General features: G+C 63.5%; 14 protein-coding genes. 7 read left to right on the top strand and 7 right to left on the bottom strand.

Annotated features, from left to right (window positions below):
- Positions 1–437 precede the first annotated feature (437 nt).
- Complete coding sequence (locus tag AB4Z43_RS06345; RefSeq protein ID WP_019860578.1) at positions 438–1043, bottom strand: NADPH-dependent FMN reductase; 606 nt, start codon at positions 1041–1043, stop codon at positions 438–440.
- Positions 1044–1135: 92 nt separating this feature from the next.
- On the opposite strand from AB4Z43_RS06345, the gene AB4Z43_RS06350 reads away from it, so the two are divergent.
- On the top strand, positions 1136–1504 hold the full coding sequence (locus AB4Z43_RS06350; protein ID WP_038653238.1) for a winged helix-turn-helix transcriptional regulator: 369 nt from the start codon (positions 1136–1138) through the stop codon (positions 1502–1504).
- 208 nt (positions 1505–1712) lie between these two features.
- Here the strand turns inward: AB4Z43_RS06350 and AB4Z43_RS06355 are convergent, their stop codons facing one another.
- The 3 genes from AB4Z43_RS06355 to AB4Z43_RS06365 all read right to left on the bottom strand — a co-directional run bounded on the left by AB4Z43_RS06355 (position 1713) and on the right by AB4Z43_RS06365 (position 3447).
- Positions 1713–1877: a hypothetical protein gene (locus AB4Z43_RS06355; RefSeq protein WP_019860580.1), complete on the bottom strand. Its 165-nt coding sequence runs from the start codon at positions 1875–1877 to the stop codon at positions 1713–1715.
- A gap of 127 nt (positions 1878–2004) precedes the next feature.
- Positions 2005–2400, bottom strand: coding sequence for an acyl-CoA thioesterase (locus tag AB4Z43_RS06360; RefSeq protein ID WP_010911043.1), 396 nt, complete (start codon positions 2398–2400; stop codon positions 2005–2007).
- Positions 2401–2505: 105 nt separating this feature from the next.
- Positions 2506–3447, bottom strand: a complete 942-nt coding sequence (locus AB4Z43_RS06365) for a phosphoribosylaminoimidazolesuccinocarboxamide synthase (protein ID WP_441936545.1) — start codon at positions 3445–3447, stop codon at positions 2506–2508.
- A gap of 215 nt (positions 3448–3662) precedes the next feature.
- Between AB4Z43_RS06365 and AB4Z43_RS06370 the strand changes: the two genes are divergently transcribed.
- From AB4Z43_RS06370 to AB4Z43_RS06380, 3 genes are read left to right on the top strand one after another with little or no spacing between them, the layout of a single operon-like run.
- Positions 3663–5279: a GMC family oxidoreductase gene (locus tag AB4Z43_RS06370; RefSeq protein WP_441936547.1), complete on the top strand. Its 1617-nt coding sequence runs from the start codon at positions 3663–3665 to the stop codon at positions 5277–5279.
- Positions 5276–6490 carry a mandelate racemase/muconate lactonizing enzyme family protein gene (locus tag AB4Z43_RS06375; RefSeq protein ID WP_019860584.1) on the top strand — a complete coding sequence of 405 codons (1215 nt, stop codon included), beginning with the start codon at positions 5276–5278 and terminating at the stop codon, positions 6488–6490. The genes AB4Z43_RS06370 and AB4Z43_RS06375 overlap by 4 nt, the downstream gene beginning before the upstream one ends.
- Complete coding sequence (locus AB4Z43_RS06380; RefSeq protein WP_441936550.1) at positions 6487–7404, top strand: NAD(P)-dependent oxidoreductase; 918 nt, start codon at positions 6487–6489, stop codon at positions 7402–7404. The genes AB4Z43_RS06375 and AB4Z43_RS06380 overlap by 4 nt, the downstream gene beginning before the upstream one ends.
- A 93-nt stretch (positions 7405–7497) precedes the next feature.
- Here AB4Z43_RS06380 and AB4Z43_RS06385 read toward each other — a convergent pair whose 3' ends face one another.
- Positions 7498–8436, bottom strand: a complete 939-nt coding sequence (locus AB4Z43_RS06385; RefSeq protein WP_027047288.1) for a diacylglycerol/lipid kinase family protein — start codon at positions 8434–8436, stop codon at positions 7498–7500.
- Positions 8437–9174: 738 nt separating this feature from the next.
- On the opposite strand from AB4Z43_RS06385, the gene AB4Z43_RS06390 reads away from it, so the two are divergent.
- From AB4Z43_RS06390 to AB4Z43_RS06400, 3 genes are all read left to right on the top strand, one after another.
- Positions 9175–9609 (top strand): membrane protein, encoded by a 435-nt coding sequence (locus AB4Z43_RS06390; protein ID WP_032931388.1) that lies wholly within the window; start codon positions 9175–9177, stop codon positions 9607–9609.
- A gap of 6 nt (positions 9610–9615) precedes the next feature.
- Positions 9616–10746 (top strand): hypothetical protein, encoded by a 1131-nt coding sequence (locus AB4Z43_RS06395; protein ID WP_019860589.1) that lies wholly within the window; start codon positions 9616–9618, stop codon positions 10744–10746.
- A 163-nt stretch (positions 10747–10909) separates the two neighbouring features.
- Positions 10910–11431, top strand: a complete 522-nt coding sequence (locus AB4Z43_RS06400; protein ID WP_441936552.1) for a hypothetical protein — start codon at positions 10910–10912, stop codon at positions 11429–11431.
- A gap of 5 nt (positions 11432–11436) precedes the next feature.
- Here AB4Z43_RS06400 and AB4Z43_RS06405 read toward each other — a convergent pair whose 3' ends face one another.
- Both AB4Z43_RS06405 and AB4Z43_RS06410 read right to left on the bottom strand, forming a co-directional pair.
- Complete coding sequence (locus AB4Z43_RS06405) at positions 11437–12060, bottom strand: hypothetical protein (RefSeq protein WP_019860592.1); 624 nt, start codon at positions 12058–12060, stop codon at positions 11437–11439.
- A gap of 18 nt (positions 12061–12078) precedes the next feature.
- Positions 12079–13701 carry an FAD-binding oxidoreductase gene (locus AB4Z43_RS06410; protein ID WP_019860593.1) on the bottom strand — a complete coding sequence of 541 codons (1623 nt, stop codon included), beginning with the start codon at positions 13699–13701 and terminating at the stop codon, positions 12079–12081.
- Positions 13702–13708 lie beyond the last annotated feature (7 nt).

Genomic DNA, 13708 nt, shown 5'->3' on the forward strand with positions numbered 1-13708 from the left:
CAGGCGCACAAAGAAACGACTTCCACCCGGAAATATCCGGATGGGTCATGCAATCAGCGACGCGTCTCAAGCATGTGAGGCATTGGGCGAAACTCTTGCTTGGGTTTCGTGCTTGAAGAGTGCGCCCTGAAAAAGGATGTGTCCACAACTTGGACGGGATATGATGACCTTGCGGCCGATTTACGCTCGTTGCGGCTCGGGACCCGCTTCTGGCGCGATGTGTTCGCTCTGACGGTGCCGGTCTAGCTAGGGGGCACTAAGGCCTCTCACCGCCCGCCCTTGGCCTTGCCCATAGGCGTTCGGGCTGGTGTCGGGCGTGTGGCAATCGGATTGCTAGCGGCTACCGGCAACCGGCAACCGGCAACAAGCGTTTCACAATTGAAAAGGGCGGCGCAAGCGCCGCCCCATATCCCTTGGGAGGACAATTCGACCGGCGATCAGGCCGCCTTGATTTCCTCGTCGACCACGTCGGCATCGCGCGCCTTCTTCAGCGCCTTGGCCCACCAGGCGACGTCGTTGACCAGCGCGGTGGCGGCCTGGTTCAGGTGGTCGAGGTCTTCGAGCTTCTTCTCGCCCTGGCGCACGGCGAGGAAGTCGCCCCAGGCGATATGGACGGCCGACTTGACCGGCGCCATCTGCAGTTCGACGGCATGGAGGCGGAGCTGCTCGACGGCGCGGGCGCCGCCGACGCTGCCATAGCCGACGAAGCCGGCCGGCTTCTTGTTCCACTCGTTGGCGGCGTAGTCGATGGCGTTCTTCAGCACGGCCGTCGGGCCGTGATTGTATTCGGCGGCGGTGAAGATGAAGCCGTCATATTCGGCGACCTTCTTCTGCCAGCGCTGCGCCACTTCGTTGGTCGACGGTACCCATGCGGAAGAGGCGACTTCGTCGAAGAAGGGCAGCGGGAAATCTCTGAGGTCGACGACCTCGACATCGATGTCGGCATGCGACTTGGCGATCTTGGCGATCCATTGCGTGGGCACATCGGCGAAGCGCGCGGCGCGCGTCGAACCGACGATGATGGCGATTTTCGGCTTTGACATGGGGGGCTCTCCATTCCGGTAATAAGCTGGTATCATTTAGATACCGGCGCTATATGAGATACTGTCAACTGCCGACGCAAGGAGGCACCGTTTTGTTACTGAGGCACCCGCACAACACCGAAGACTGTCGCGCGATTTCGGAAATCCTGCAGCGCGTCGGCGACAAATGGACCGTGCTCGTGGTCGGCAAGCTTGGCCACGGACCACTGCGTTTCAACGAGCTGCGTGCCGCTGTCGGCGGCATCTCGCAGAAGATGCTGACCACCACCTTGCGCGGCCTGGAACGCGACGGCTTCGTCACCCGCACCGTGTTTCCGACCATTCCGCCGCGCGTCGACTACGAACTGACCGAGCTCGGTCACGAACTGTTGATCCCGGTCAGCGCGCTTGGCGAATGGGCACGCAGGAACACGCAGCGTGTGCGGGAGGCACGCGAAAAATTCGACGACATGCATGGCTGAAACCCTTGCACGGCAAGGGATCCGGTGCCTTCGCGTTAAGTGAAATTGCCTGACGGCGGGGAAGTCGTGGTCCTCTTGACGCGGGCTCGCAACTTTGTCCTAGGGCGCCGGTGGCAGACCAGCACACACGCTACTTTGACGACGACAATCGCGGACCAAAAGGAACTCCTTCAGCTTCTCGGCGCCAAGCCATCGCAGGGCGCCGTGCTCAGGGCACGCATGTCGCGGCCGGCTTCCGGTCACCCTTGTCGCCTTGCGGGCAGGCGATGGGCCGAAGGTCGTTTTTGACTTCGGCGTAGGCGGTTACGCCGAGCAGGCAGACCAAAGCGACAAGGGCTGCCACGAGCCAGCTGTTCAGTATGTGTTGACGCATTGTCTCTCCCCCAACGCCGGCACGATCGGGCGTGAAAGCAACCATTGGATGTCGCGGAGCGCATCGCCGGAACGGGCAATGTTACAATTGCCCTGCGCCGGAAAAACGGGGCGCAAGAATGGGCTCGTCAACCCTCGGCCGGAACGGCCTTCGGCTTGCCCTCGCCGTCCAAAGCCACCATGACGAAATCGGCGTGGGTGACCTTTTCCATCAAATCGGAGAGATAGCGCTGCGCCCAGGCTTCGACCTTGAGCGTCATCGAGGTGCGGCCGACGCGTTCGACATGGGTATAGATGCACAGCGTGTCGCCGATCTTCATCGGCTTGGCGAAGGACATCTCCTTGACCGCCGCCGTCACCACGCGGCCCCTGGCGCGCTCGGCGGCGCGGATGCCGCAGGCAAGGTCCATCTGCGCCATCACCCAGCCGCCGAAGATGTCGCCGGCGGCGTTGGCGTCCGAAGGCATGGCCAGCGTGCGCAATGTGAGGTCTCCGATCGGCCGTCCGTCCGCGTAGTGCACCATGCGAGAAATCCCCCGAGGTCGAAGGCTTGAGATCGACTGCCCTCGATCCCGTAGCGTCATGGCGCGGACGCGTCAACGCGCGCCGGGCAAAGCTTCGCCTGGCTGCTAGAAGTAGCGCACCAGGTTCGAACGGATGCGATCGAGAACCGTGTCCCCGGAAAGATCGGGAACGAATGCTTTGCCCGTGATCGCCTCGTAGGCTTGGGCATAGATGCGCGAGGCCTGTTCGACGATCTCGTCTGGAATCCTGGGGATCGGGTCCTTGTAAGGATCGCAGCGCGCCGCCACCCAGGAGCGGATGAAATCCTTGTCGAAACTGTCCGGCCGCGTGCCGCTGGCCAGCGCCTGTTCATAGCTCGCCGCGATCCAGTACCGGCTGCTGTCGGKCGTATGGATTTCATCGGCCAGGATGATGGTGCCGCTTCTGTCTGTGCCGAATTCGTATTTGGTGTCGGCAAGGATCAGGCCGCGCTCGGCGGCACGCGCCTGGCCGCGCGCGAACAGCTTCAAGGCGTAATCCGAGACGGTGTCCCATTGCGCCTGCGTGAGCAGTCCCTGTTCGAGGATCTCCGCCCTGGACAGCGGCTCGTCATGGCCGCCATCCGCCGCCTTGCTTGTCGGCGTGATGACCGGCGCGGCCAGCTTCTCATTGTCGCGCAAACCGTCCGGCAGGCGCATGCCGTACATGTCGCGCTCGCCACGCTTGTAGCGGGTCAGGATCGACGTGCTCGTGGTTCCGGCCAGATAGCCGCGCACGACGATCTCGACCGGCAGGATGTCGAGCCTTGTACCGACGACGACATTCGGGTCGGGATATTCGAGCACATGGTTCGGACAGATATCGGCGGTTTCCTCGAACCAGTAGCGCGCCGTCTGGGTGAGGATCTCGCCCTTGAACGGGATCGAGGTCAGGATGATGTCGAAGGCGCTGAGACGGTCGGTGGCGATGATGATGCGCCGCCCGTCGGCCAGATCGTAATTTTCCCGGACCTTGCCCTTGTAGTAACCCGGCAGTTCGGGAATGAACGCATCCGACAGGGTCCGCATATGATTTCCTGCCTTCCGCAGAGTGGCCAGAGCAAACGAATGCCCTCGCATAGGCTGTCGACCCCATGCTTATCAAGCGCGATTGTCGATATTCCCCGCAACTCGACCTCGCATTCCAGTCGCATTTTTCACAACGCATGCCGGAAGGCCCGGCGACGCGGCGAACCCCTCGCGTCTAGGCTGCGGCCAGATTTCCGGAGCCGCCCGTTTCAATCATGCAGACTTTTGACTTCATCATCGTCGGCTCCGGCTCGGCCGGCTCCGTGCTCGCCGACAGACTGTCGGCCTCGGGCCGCTTCTCAGTTCTGGTGCTGGAGGCCGGCGGCACGGACCAGCGCTTCTACGTGCAGATGCCGCTCGGCTACGGCAAGACGTTCTTCGATCCGGCGGTCAACTGGAACTACAAGACGGAAGCCGACCCCGGCCTCGGCGGCAATGTCGACCACTGGCCGCGCGGCAAGCTGCTCGGCGGCTCGAGCTCGATCAACGCCATGGTCTGGATCCGGGGTGCGCGCGAGGATTTCGACGATTGGCGCGCCGCCGGCAATCCCGGCTGGAGCTATGACGAGCTGTTGCCGATCTTCAAGGCGCTCGAGGACAATGAGGCCGGCGCCAACAGATGGCGCGGCACCGGTGGCCCCTTGCACATCAGCGACACGGCCAACGCCGTCCACCCGCTGACCAAGCGCTATCTTGCCGCCGGCCAGCAGGCCGGCCTGCCGCTCAACCCCGATTTCAACGGTGTTGCCCAGGAAGGCGTCGGCACCTACCAGATCTCGACCAAGAACGGCCGCCGCATGTCGGCGGCGCGCGCCTTCCTGCGCCCGGCGATGAAGCGCTCCAATGTCCGCGTCGAGACCAACGCGCTGGCCAGCCGCATCCTGTTCGAAGGCAAACGCGCCGTCGGCATCGAGTATCTGCAGAACGGTCAGACGAAGACGGCGCGGGCCGGCCGCGAGGTGATCCTCTCCGCCGGCTCGATCAACTCGCCGCAGCTGCTGCAATTGTCGGGCGTCGGCCCCTCGGCGCTTCTGAAAGGGCTGGGCATCGCTGTCGTCCACGCCAACGAGAATGTCGGCGCCAATCTGCAGGACCATGTCGGCATCAACTACACCTTCAAGGGCAAGGTGCCGACGCTCAACCAGATCCTGCGTCCCTGGTGGGGCAAGCTGCTGGTCGGCATGCAGTACATACTGACGCGCTCGGGGCCGCTGTCGCTGTCGATGAACCATGGCGGCGGTTTCTTCCGCACCGACCCGGCGTTCTCGCGCCCCAACATGCAGCTCTATTTCCAGGCCTTCTCGACCGTCATCCCGAAGAGCGGCGAACGGCCGATCCTGACGCCCGACCCCTGGCCGGGCTTCTCCATCGGCCTGTCCAATTGCCGCCCGTCGAGCCGGGGCGAGATCATGATCCGCTCCAGCAATCCGCTGGACTATCCGAAGATCACCGCCAACGCCTATTCCACCAATGCCGATGTCGAGGAGATGCTGGCGGCGGTGAAGTTCGTGCGCAAGATCGCCTCGATGCCTGCAATGGCCGAAATCATCAGGGAAGAAGTCCTGCCCGGCCCGTCGATCCAGTCCGACGCCGACCTGATCACGGATTTCAGGAAACGCTCCGGCACTGTCTATCACCCGGTTTCGACCTGCCGCATGGGCCCCGATCCCGCGCGCGCCGTGGTCGATCCGCGCCTGAAAGTGCACGGGCTTGAGGGCTTGCGCGTCATCGACGCCTCGATCTTTCCCGACAACATCACCGGCAACACCAACGCCGCCTCGGTCATGACCGGGTGGAAGGGCGCCGAACTGGTTCTGGAGGACCAAAAATGAAGATCACCGACGTCAAGACCTGGGTTGTCGGCAACCCGCCGCCCGGCATCGGCGGCAAGTATTTCATCTTCGTCAAGCTGACCACCGATGGCGGCGTGGTCGGTTATGGCGAAGCCTACAACGCCACCTTCTCGGCCCATGTCACGGCGAAAATGGTCGAGGACATGGCCGAGCGCTATCTCGTCGGCCGCGATCCGCACGACATCGAGAACTTCTTCCGCCGCGCCTATTCCTCCGGCTTCACCCAGCGCCCCGATGTTTCCGGCATGGGCTGTTTTTCGGCGCTCGAAATGGCCTGCTGGGACATTATCGGCAAGGAGGCCAACAAGCCGGTCTACAAACTGCTCGGCGGTCAGGTGCATGAGACGCTGCGCTCCTACACCTACCTCTACCCGCACACCGGCAGTGTCCATTCCGAGGACGCGCCGGACGGCAGGAATGTCTACAACGACCCCGAAATGGCGGCGGCCTGCGCGCTCGAATATGTCGAGCAGGGTTTCAATGCCGTCAAGCTCGACCCGGCCGGTCCCTACACCGCCTTCGACGGCCATCAGCCGCGCCTCATCGACATCGACGTCTCCACCCGCATGGTCAAGGCGATCCGCGAGGCGGTGGGCAACCGCGCCGACATCCTCTTCGGCACGCACGGCCAGTTCACCGCGTCGGGCGCGCTGCGCATGGCCCGCGCCATCGAGCCCTACGATCCCTTGTGGTTCGAGGAGCCGGTGCCGCCCGACATGCCCGAAGTGATGGCGCAGGTCGCCCGCGCGACCTCGATCCCGATCGCCACCGGCGAGCGGCTGACGACCAAGTTCGAATTCGCCCGCGTCATCGAAAACCGCGCCGCGACCATATTGCAGCCGGATCTCGGCCGCTCCGGCGGCATTCTCGAAACCAAGAAGATCGCGGCGATGGCCGAGGCCTATCACATTCAGGTCGCGCCACACTGCTATTGCGGGCCGATCGTCGGTGCGGCCAACATCCAGCTGGCGGTGACGTTGCCCAACTTCCTCATCCTGGAATCGCTGAAGCAGTGGGACGGCTTCCACGCCACGCTCCTGAAGAAGAAGATCGAGTGGCAGGACGGCAACGTCATCCCCTCGAAGGAACCGGGGCTGGGCGTCGAGCTCAACGAAGCGGTCTGCGATGCGCATCCCTACACCGGCAAAGATCTGCATCTGCAGATGATGCAGACCCCGTTGATGCCGTGAGCGAGAGCTACGCCTTCATCGGCCTCGGCCATCTCGGCGGCAACCTTGCCGCCAGCCTGATCCGCAACGGCTTTGCGGTCACTGTCTTCGACCGCGACCCGGCTGCCGTCGAGCGCCTCGTGGCGCTCGGCGCCACCGCAGCCGACAGCGCTGCCGACGCGGCGGCGCGGGCCGGCAACGCCATCACTTGCCTGCCCTCGCCCAAGGTCAGCGAAGCGGTGCTTGCCGGACCCGGCGGCTTGCTCGAGGGCTTGCCCAAGGGCGGCACCTGGATCGAGATGTCGACCAATGGCCGCGACGAGATCGTGCGGCTTGCCGCCCTCGCCTCGGCCAAGGGTGTCGAGACGCTGGAGTGCCCGGTCACCGGCGGCGTGCATCTGGCGGCGGCCGGCAAAATCACCGCCCTGGTCGGCGGCGATGCAGCCCTTTACGAACGCCATCGCGCGGCCATCGAAGCAATGTGCGCACGTTCCTTCCTGATGGGGTCGATCGGCTCGGCAGCGGTGATCAAGGTGATCACCAACATGCTGGCTTTCATCCACCTCGTCGCCGCCGGCGAAGCGCTGATGCTGGCCAAGCAGGGCGGGCTCGACCTCGCCCAATCCTACCACGCCATCGTTGCCTCCTCCGGCAACAGCTTCGTCCACGAGACCGAAAGCCAGCTCGTCCTCAACGGCTCCTATGACATCGGCTTCACCATGGACCTGGCGCTGAAGGACCTCGGTTTTGCGTTGGGCATGGGCAAGGATTTCGGCGTGCCGCTGGAGCTGGCATCCCGCGTCAATGCGATTTTCGAACAGGGCAAGGCGGCCTATGGCGGCAGCGCCTGGTCGACCCAGATCGTCAAATTGCTCGAAGATGCCGTCGGCACCGACCTGCGCGCGCCTGGTTTTCCAGCCAGACTGGAAATCTGACCGGAGACCGGAAAACCAAGCAATTTCATCTGCTTGAATCGATAGCCGGATTCAGTTTCGAAGAGACTTGAATCAATCTGGCAACGCCTTGATTCAATATCTGAGCGTCAACGCGCCAGGCAGGATCTCGAAGGTCGCCGGTATGCGTCCGGGCGACTCACCGTCTATGTCGACCAGCGCGCCGTTCTTTTCCACATCGTCGAGCGGTTCGACAACCACTTTCTTGCCGCGCAGGATCGTGATCGCCGGATGGTTGCGGTGCCGGCCGCCATAGAGCAGGCGGATATCCCAGATCAGCTTCAGCTTGCCAGCCGCGCGCAGGATGACGATGTCGAACTCTCCGTCGGTGAGCTCGGCATCCGGCGCGATCATCATGCCGCCGCCGAAGAACTTGCCGTTCGCCACCGCCACCAGCGCCATGCGCGCCTCGACCGGCGCGCCGTCGTCGACGGTGATCCGCACATGCTGGAAGCGGTAGCGGATGAACTCGACCACGGTGCGCCACAGGAACAGCGCCTTGGCCGACATCTTGCCCTTGCGCTTGTCGGCATTGACGGCGCGGTCAGTGGCGCCCGACAGGCCAAGGCTTGCGATGTTGATGAAGTGGCGGCTGGCCAGTGCGCCATGGTCGTCGATGTAGCAGATGCGCCCGGCATCGACCTTGCGGCCCTCTGCCCCGGCGATCCGCTTCAAGGTCGCGTCCACCGCTTTCGGCAGGCCAAGACCGCGTGCGAAATCGATGCCTGTGCCGCATGGCAGCAGGCCAAGCTCGGTCGTCCTGCCGCTCTCCTCGAATGCCTGCAGCAGCCCGTCGGCCACTTCGCTGGCGGTGCCGTCGCCACCGGCGGCGATCACCAGGTCGAAGCCGTTTGCCGCGAGGTCGATGGCCAACCGTTCGGCATCGCCCTCGGCCTGTGTCTCGCGCAGCTCGAAATCGCCGAAGTGCTTTTTCAGCGAGGCGGCAACCTCAGGCCAATGCCGCTTCAGCCAGCCGCCACCGGCTATCGGATTGAGAACCACCCCGACTTTCAATACGCACCCTCCCCGGCGCCGGACATCCATGTCCGATCGTTTGCCGGCATTGAAGCCCGCGCCCGGCGGCGGAGCAAGGGGCGCTGTCGATCCGAGCGCCGAAAAGAGGGGACGGCTGTTTAAGGCAGCAGGCACCGAAGGTCCCGGGCCCTCGCCAAACGGTCCCCGATAATCCCGCTATCCACAGGCCCATGGCCATTCCCCAGGCCCCTTACCCGGCGTACGTTAAACCCATCTCAGGCGGCCACCGATCGCCAAGCCGAAAGGCGAAAGTGAAAGGCGGATTTCCTGAGGCCCGTACGGCCCGGAGCGAGAGCAGGCTTGCCTGTTTCGAGGGACGGTAGCCGAGACCTACGGGGCCGCGGAAAGCGTGCCAACGCCGACGGCGGACCGATGCTGCCATGAAGGACGGCAAAAACCTTCGATGGCACGCAGGGCAAAGCCCGCAAGGGCCAAGACCAGCGTGGTCTGGAACGGACACTGCCTTGGGGTGGTGGCTGGCAGGACCGTCAAAATCAAGGCCGGCATGGCGCGACGACTTTACGGAAGTTGCTGCCGCGACCGTGTCCTGATCTGACAGGGAGGCGCTGGGAGAAATCCCGGCGCCGACTGTCGTTTTGGCCCTCGATCTCCTTTGCTGGCGATCTTGCGGGCGCCGCTTCACCGCGCGCTAAAATCGGTTAGTATCCCAACGTCGTCAGAGTCCGTTTTAACGGGCTCGTAGGAGGGGGATACTTCATGACGCTGATCCAGAAGCTTGCCGTTGCCTATGCTTTCCTGTTCTTCGCGGTCGTCGCCATCGGCTACATACCGGCGTTCAACGATGCCAACGGCAATCTGTTCGGCCTGTTCTCGCTGCAATGGTATGACGACCTGCTGCACGCCTTCTCCGGCGTCTGGGCGCTGGCCGCCGCCTTCATCTCGCATCGCCAGGCAGTGTTCTATTTCAAGCTGTTTGGATCGGTCTATCTGTTCGACGGGGTGCTCGGGCTGATCACCGGCTCAGGCTGCCTCGATGCCGGCATCTTCATCAACGGTTTCCGCTCCCTCAACGACATCGAGTTCCCTACCCGCTTCTTCGCCAACCTGCCGCATCTCGTCATCGGCGGCTTCGCCGTCTATGTCGGCTTCTGGCTGTCGAAGCGCATACACGACCACTTCGCCACGGCCTGACCGGCCATGTTGCTGTTCCGCTGGCTGAAGCGCGTCATCAAGACGATCGTCTGGCTGATCGTCATCATCATCCTCATCCCGATCGTCGGGCTGAGCTACGGTTTCCTGACGACGCCGTCGCTCGACAAGACGCCGCTGCCCGGCATTGCCGATGGCGCGCCGCCCAAGGCGCTGGCCGACAAGGTCCGCGCCGAAATCCCCGGCTACCAACGGCCTGAGGAATCGACCTTCCTCACCTATCCCGAATGGGCGATCGTCTACGCCGCGCGCGAATATGCCGGCTTCGTCGCCAAGGACCAGCCGAGCGGATTTCCCTATTGGTCCTATGTCGGCCGCTTCTGGCAGGACTACGCCACCGTGATCCGCGCCAGTTCCCCATACAAGTTCAACTATGCCAACCACCAGATGCTGGTCATCATCGGCACCAGCCACTCGATCGAGCACATATTGCAATGGGCCTATGAGAACACGGTCGGCCGCGTCACCGAGGCGACATCGGCCAAGCGCACCGCCGCCGACATCTACCAGGCCAAGGTGGCGGCCGAATACGCAGGCTTTCTCGACCAGGTGCCGTGGTACCAGTTCGCCTATGCCGAAAAGCGCGCCGGCCTGTTTGCCGTGCAGCCGGCGCCGGGCGACAGCTCCGTCCGCACCAGCGAACGCAAGCTCGCCTTCGGCCTCGCCGACACCATCAAGCAGGGCTATGCCGACCTGATCAAAAAGGCGCTCGCCGCGACCTCCGACCCGGCCTTCCTCGACATCCATGTCTGGGCCAAGGGCCCGGTCGGCGAAGCCACCCGCAACGAGCCCGACACCTTGCTGGAGCGCGACCTGGGTCCTGACGGCACCATCTTCGTCACCAAGCGCTATCAGGTCTTCACCGACATGATCCCGCGGCTGATCGACAAGGGCGTCTCCTTCGTCGAGATCGGCGGCAATGACGAGATCATGGTCACCATGCTGTCGACCGACTCGATCGCCGTCCCCGAAGGCATGCGCATCCTGTTCAGCTATCCGCTGCCGGCCGATCCTTCGACGCGCCGCACCGGCATGGTCGTGGCCGTGCGCAAGCTGCATCTGGTGCTATCGTCGCTGATGAAGGCCGGCGCCAAGCTCGAACACGTCTACGATTATTGAGGCCTTTCGGCCACGCCCGGCCAAGATCAGACGCGCGGCCATGCTCATTCCACAATCGCGGCCAAATCCCGCCTTGTTCGCGCGCGATGGAATGGTGCACGTTGCCTGACGGGCGACATGCACCTGAATGGGCTGCCGGGGGGCATCTCGAAGGGACAAGACAGTGATCAAGACCGCCCTTGTCGCCATGACCATTGTCGGCTGCGACTGCGACGCCAAATTGTGTGAATATATCGGCGAGACGCCTGCCAAGTGGTCGACTATCGCCGAATGCGAAGCCGCGATGAAGAGCCAGATCCTGCACCAGCGCAATTTCGACTATCCGCTGGTGTCCGGCATCTGCCGCCCCAAGGGTTCGTCATCCTCCTCGCAACTGGCCGCCACCGCATCCCGCCCGGAACTCAAGCCCGCCAGCAGGTTCGTGCGAACGGAAAGCCCGCTGCCTCCGGAACTGAGCCATCGGCCGAGCGTGCCCGTCGGCTCGCCGACGACGACCGTCGACGCGGATGCCGCCCGGCCCGTCGCCTATGAACAGGTGGTCGATGGCGGAACCGGCGTGCTCTACCGCACCAAGAACGGCTATGCCGTGGTCAAGACCGATCTTGGCCGTGCAGCTTCCGCGACCGCCGATGCAGCCAAACGCTCAGTGAACTGGCTGGCCGGCCTGGTGCCAACGGGGCTTTAGTCCCTTTACATCTTGAGCTTCAGGCTCTCCCAGAATTTGTCGATCAGCGGCTGTTCGGTGGCCAGATCCCCGCTGCCGACGCGCGTGACGAACAACAGCCCCCGATCGGCCAGGCCGTAGCCGACGATCTCGAAATACGCGGTGTCGGTGCGCGTCTTCACCTCGGCGCGGATGCCGGTGAGTTCCTTGCCGTCGGCGAGCTTGCGCGTCGTCGGCTGCTGCGTCAGCGTCGCACCGGCCTGCACCGATTCCCTGGTCATCTCCTGCAGCATCAGCTGGTTGAGCGACACCGGATTCATCTTGCCGTATTCCTGCACGACGACGATCGTGCCCAGCGCCGAAGCCATCAGATATTGCGTGATGTTCTCGCCGAGATCGGTCTTGGTCACCGAAATGCCGGTCGGATGGACGAAGGAGAAGCTACCGCCTGAAAAGGTGGCGAAGTCGTTGCGCTCGAGCGTCACCTTGCTCTGCTTGCCGCCGGGCAGCGTGATGGTCGTGCTCTCGCCGGGATCGATATCGACCGCCACGCCGTCGATGGTCAGCTTGAAGGCCTTGAGGTCCTCGGCCCCGGCCGGTCCAGCGCACAGCGCGATGAGAGTAAGGGCTGCCGCCGATAGCATGCGCATCGATTGTTCTCCTGCTTCCTACGCCACCCCGCTCAGCGCCTTGATGGCACGGTAGAAGGTCGAGGAAAACAGTTCCGTCGGGTCATAGTGCCGCTTCGCCGCAAGGAAGGCCGGCAGTTCGGGATAGGAGGCCAGCAACTCCTTGCCCGTATAATGTAGCTGGTAAGGTAGGAAGAAGCGCCCGCCATGCTTGATCGTCACGTCGATCAGCGCCCGCGTCAGCGCCCGCATCTTCGCATTGCCGTCGGTATCGGTCGGCTGGTTGATGTAGAGCACCAGCGAATAGGCCGGCTCCGGCGCATAGGTCAGCGCCACATCCTCCTTATGGACGATGCGCACCGAGGCATTGAGCACCGGCAGGGACTGGTTGCGCAGGATCTCGCGCGCTTCGGTGATGAACTCGACATAGGCGGCGCGCGGAATGAAATATTCGTGCAGTATGTCGGTCTCGTCGTTTAGATCGTTGAACAGATACGGCACCGAATCGTGCATCGGGTTGTTGCGGGTGACGAGGCAGGCCTCGCCTTGCGCCATTGCTGTCGTGCGCGCCACGGTGCAGTTCTCGAATTTCGGCTCAAGCGTCTTTTCGGTGAACCACTTCAGCTCCTGGAACACGCTGCCCCATTTCGCCAGATTGATGATCACCCGCTTCAGCCCGACCGAGCCCGGCTCGCCGATATCAGGCTGGTCGGCCGGCGGCTCTTCGGCCACCTTGTCGTAGCGATAGACGATCATGTCCTCGAGGAAATTGCCCGGTGCCGTCGACAGATGGCCGTAGAACAGGCCGATATCCTTGTTCGGCTCCAGCACATCGGCAAAAAACTTTGGGAAATCGTCGGATTTGATGATTTCGCGCGAAGTGCGGTAGACGGCATTGTCGACGATATCGAGCGTTGCCTCCACCACCACGCCGAACAGGCCGTAGCCGCCGACGACATGGCGGAACAGCTCGCTGTTCTGCGTGGCCGAGCAGGTCGTCACCGACCCGTCGGCCAGCATCATCCGCATCGAGCGGATCGAGCCGGCAACCGAACCCGCCTGGTGGTCCATGCCATGCGCGTTGACCGACAGCGAGCCGCCGACCGAAAAAATGTCGGTCGACTGCATCGCCTTTACCGCGAAGCGCGGATGCAGCAGGTTCTGGATGTCGTGCCAGCGCGCGCCGGGCTGCAGCGTCATGGTCCTGGCCGCCGCATCGACGCTGACCTTGTTGAATTTCTTGAGGTCGAGCACCAGCGCATTGTCATCGAAGGCATGGCCGCCCATCGAATGACGGACAGCCGCCAGCGACACTTTCAGCCCGTTGGCACGGGCAAAGGCCAGCGCCTTGGCGATATGGTCCTCCTCGCTGATCTCGACCACGCCATAGACCGGCGTCCGCGACAGGCCGCTGGCATCGTTGATGTCGCCGCCCTTGGCCGACCAGGGCAGCGAAGGATCAAAGGCCGGCGGGCTGGCGATCGGTTTCAGCGGCAGGGCAATGCCATCGATGTCGGCGATGCGCCCGGCATTCTTCGGCCCCGACGGTCCGCGTGCCAGCCGCGCCATTGTTGTTCCGCCCCACAGCACCGCGCCGCCGACGACAGCCGCGCCGAGCACCAGCCGGCGCGACAGGCGAAACCCCTTCTGTTCGTCAGCCATGCGGATC

Source organism: Mesorhizobium sp. 2RAF45 (assembly GCF_052115225.1).
Classification (GTDB): domain Bacteria; phylum Pseudomonadota; class Alphaproteobacteria; order Rhizobiales; family Rhizobiaceae; genus Mesorhizobium; species Mesorhizobium jarvisii.

Excerpts from the sequence above, each read along its gene's own strand:
- AB4Z43_RS06345 (WP_019860578.1), bottom strand. The coding sequence starts at position 1,043 with ATGTCAAAGCCGAAAATCGCCATCATCGTCGGTTCGACGCGCGCCGCG.
- AB4Z43_RS06355 (WP_019860580.1), bottom strand. The coding sequence starts at position 1,877 with ATGCGTCAACACATACTGAACAGCTGGCTCGTGGCAGCCCTTGTCGCT.
- AB4Z43_RS06360 (WP_010911043.1), bottom strand. The coding sequence starts at position 2,400 with ATGGTGCACTACGCGGACGGACGGCCGATCGGAGACCTCACATTGCGC.
- AB4Z43_RS06370 (WP_441936547.1), top strand. The coding sequence starts at position 3,663 with ATGCAGACTTTTGACTTCATCATCGTCGGCTCCGGCTCGGCCGGCTCC.
- AB4Z43_RS06375 (WP_019860584.1), top strand. The coding sequence starts at position 5,276 with ATGAAGATCACCGACGTCAAGACCTGGGTTGTCGGCAACCCGCCGCCC.
- AB4Z43_RS06390 (WP_032931388.1), top strand. The coding sequence starts at position 9,175 with ATGACGCTGATCCAGAAGCTTGCCGTTGCCTATGCTTTCCTGTTCTTC.
- AB4Z43_RS06395 (WP_019860589.1), top strand. The coding sequence starts at position 9,616 with ATGTTGCTGTTCCGCTGGCTGAAGCGCGTCATCAAGACGATCGTCTGG.
- AB4Z43_RS06405 (WP_019860592.1), bottom strand. The coding sequence starts at position 12,060 with ATGCGCATGCTATCGGCGGCAGCCCTTACTCTCATCGCGCTGTGCGCT.
- AB4Z43_RS06410 (WP_019860593.1), bottom strand. The coding sequence starts at position 13,701 with ATGGCTGACGAACAGAAGGGGTTTCGCCTGTCGCGCCGGCTGGTGCTC.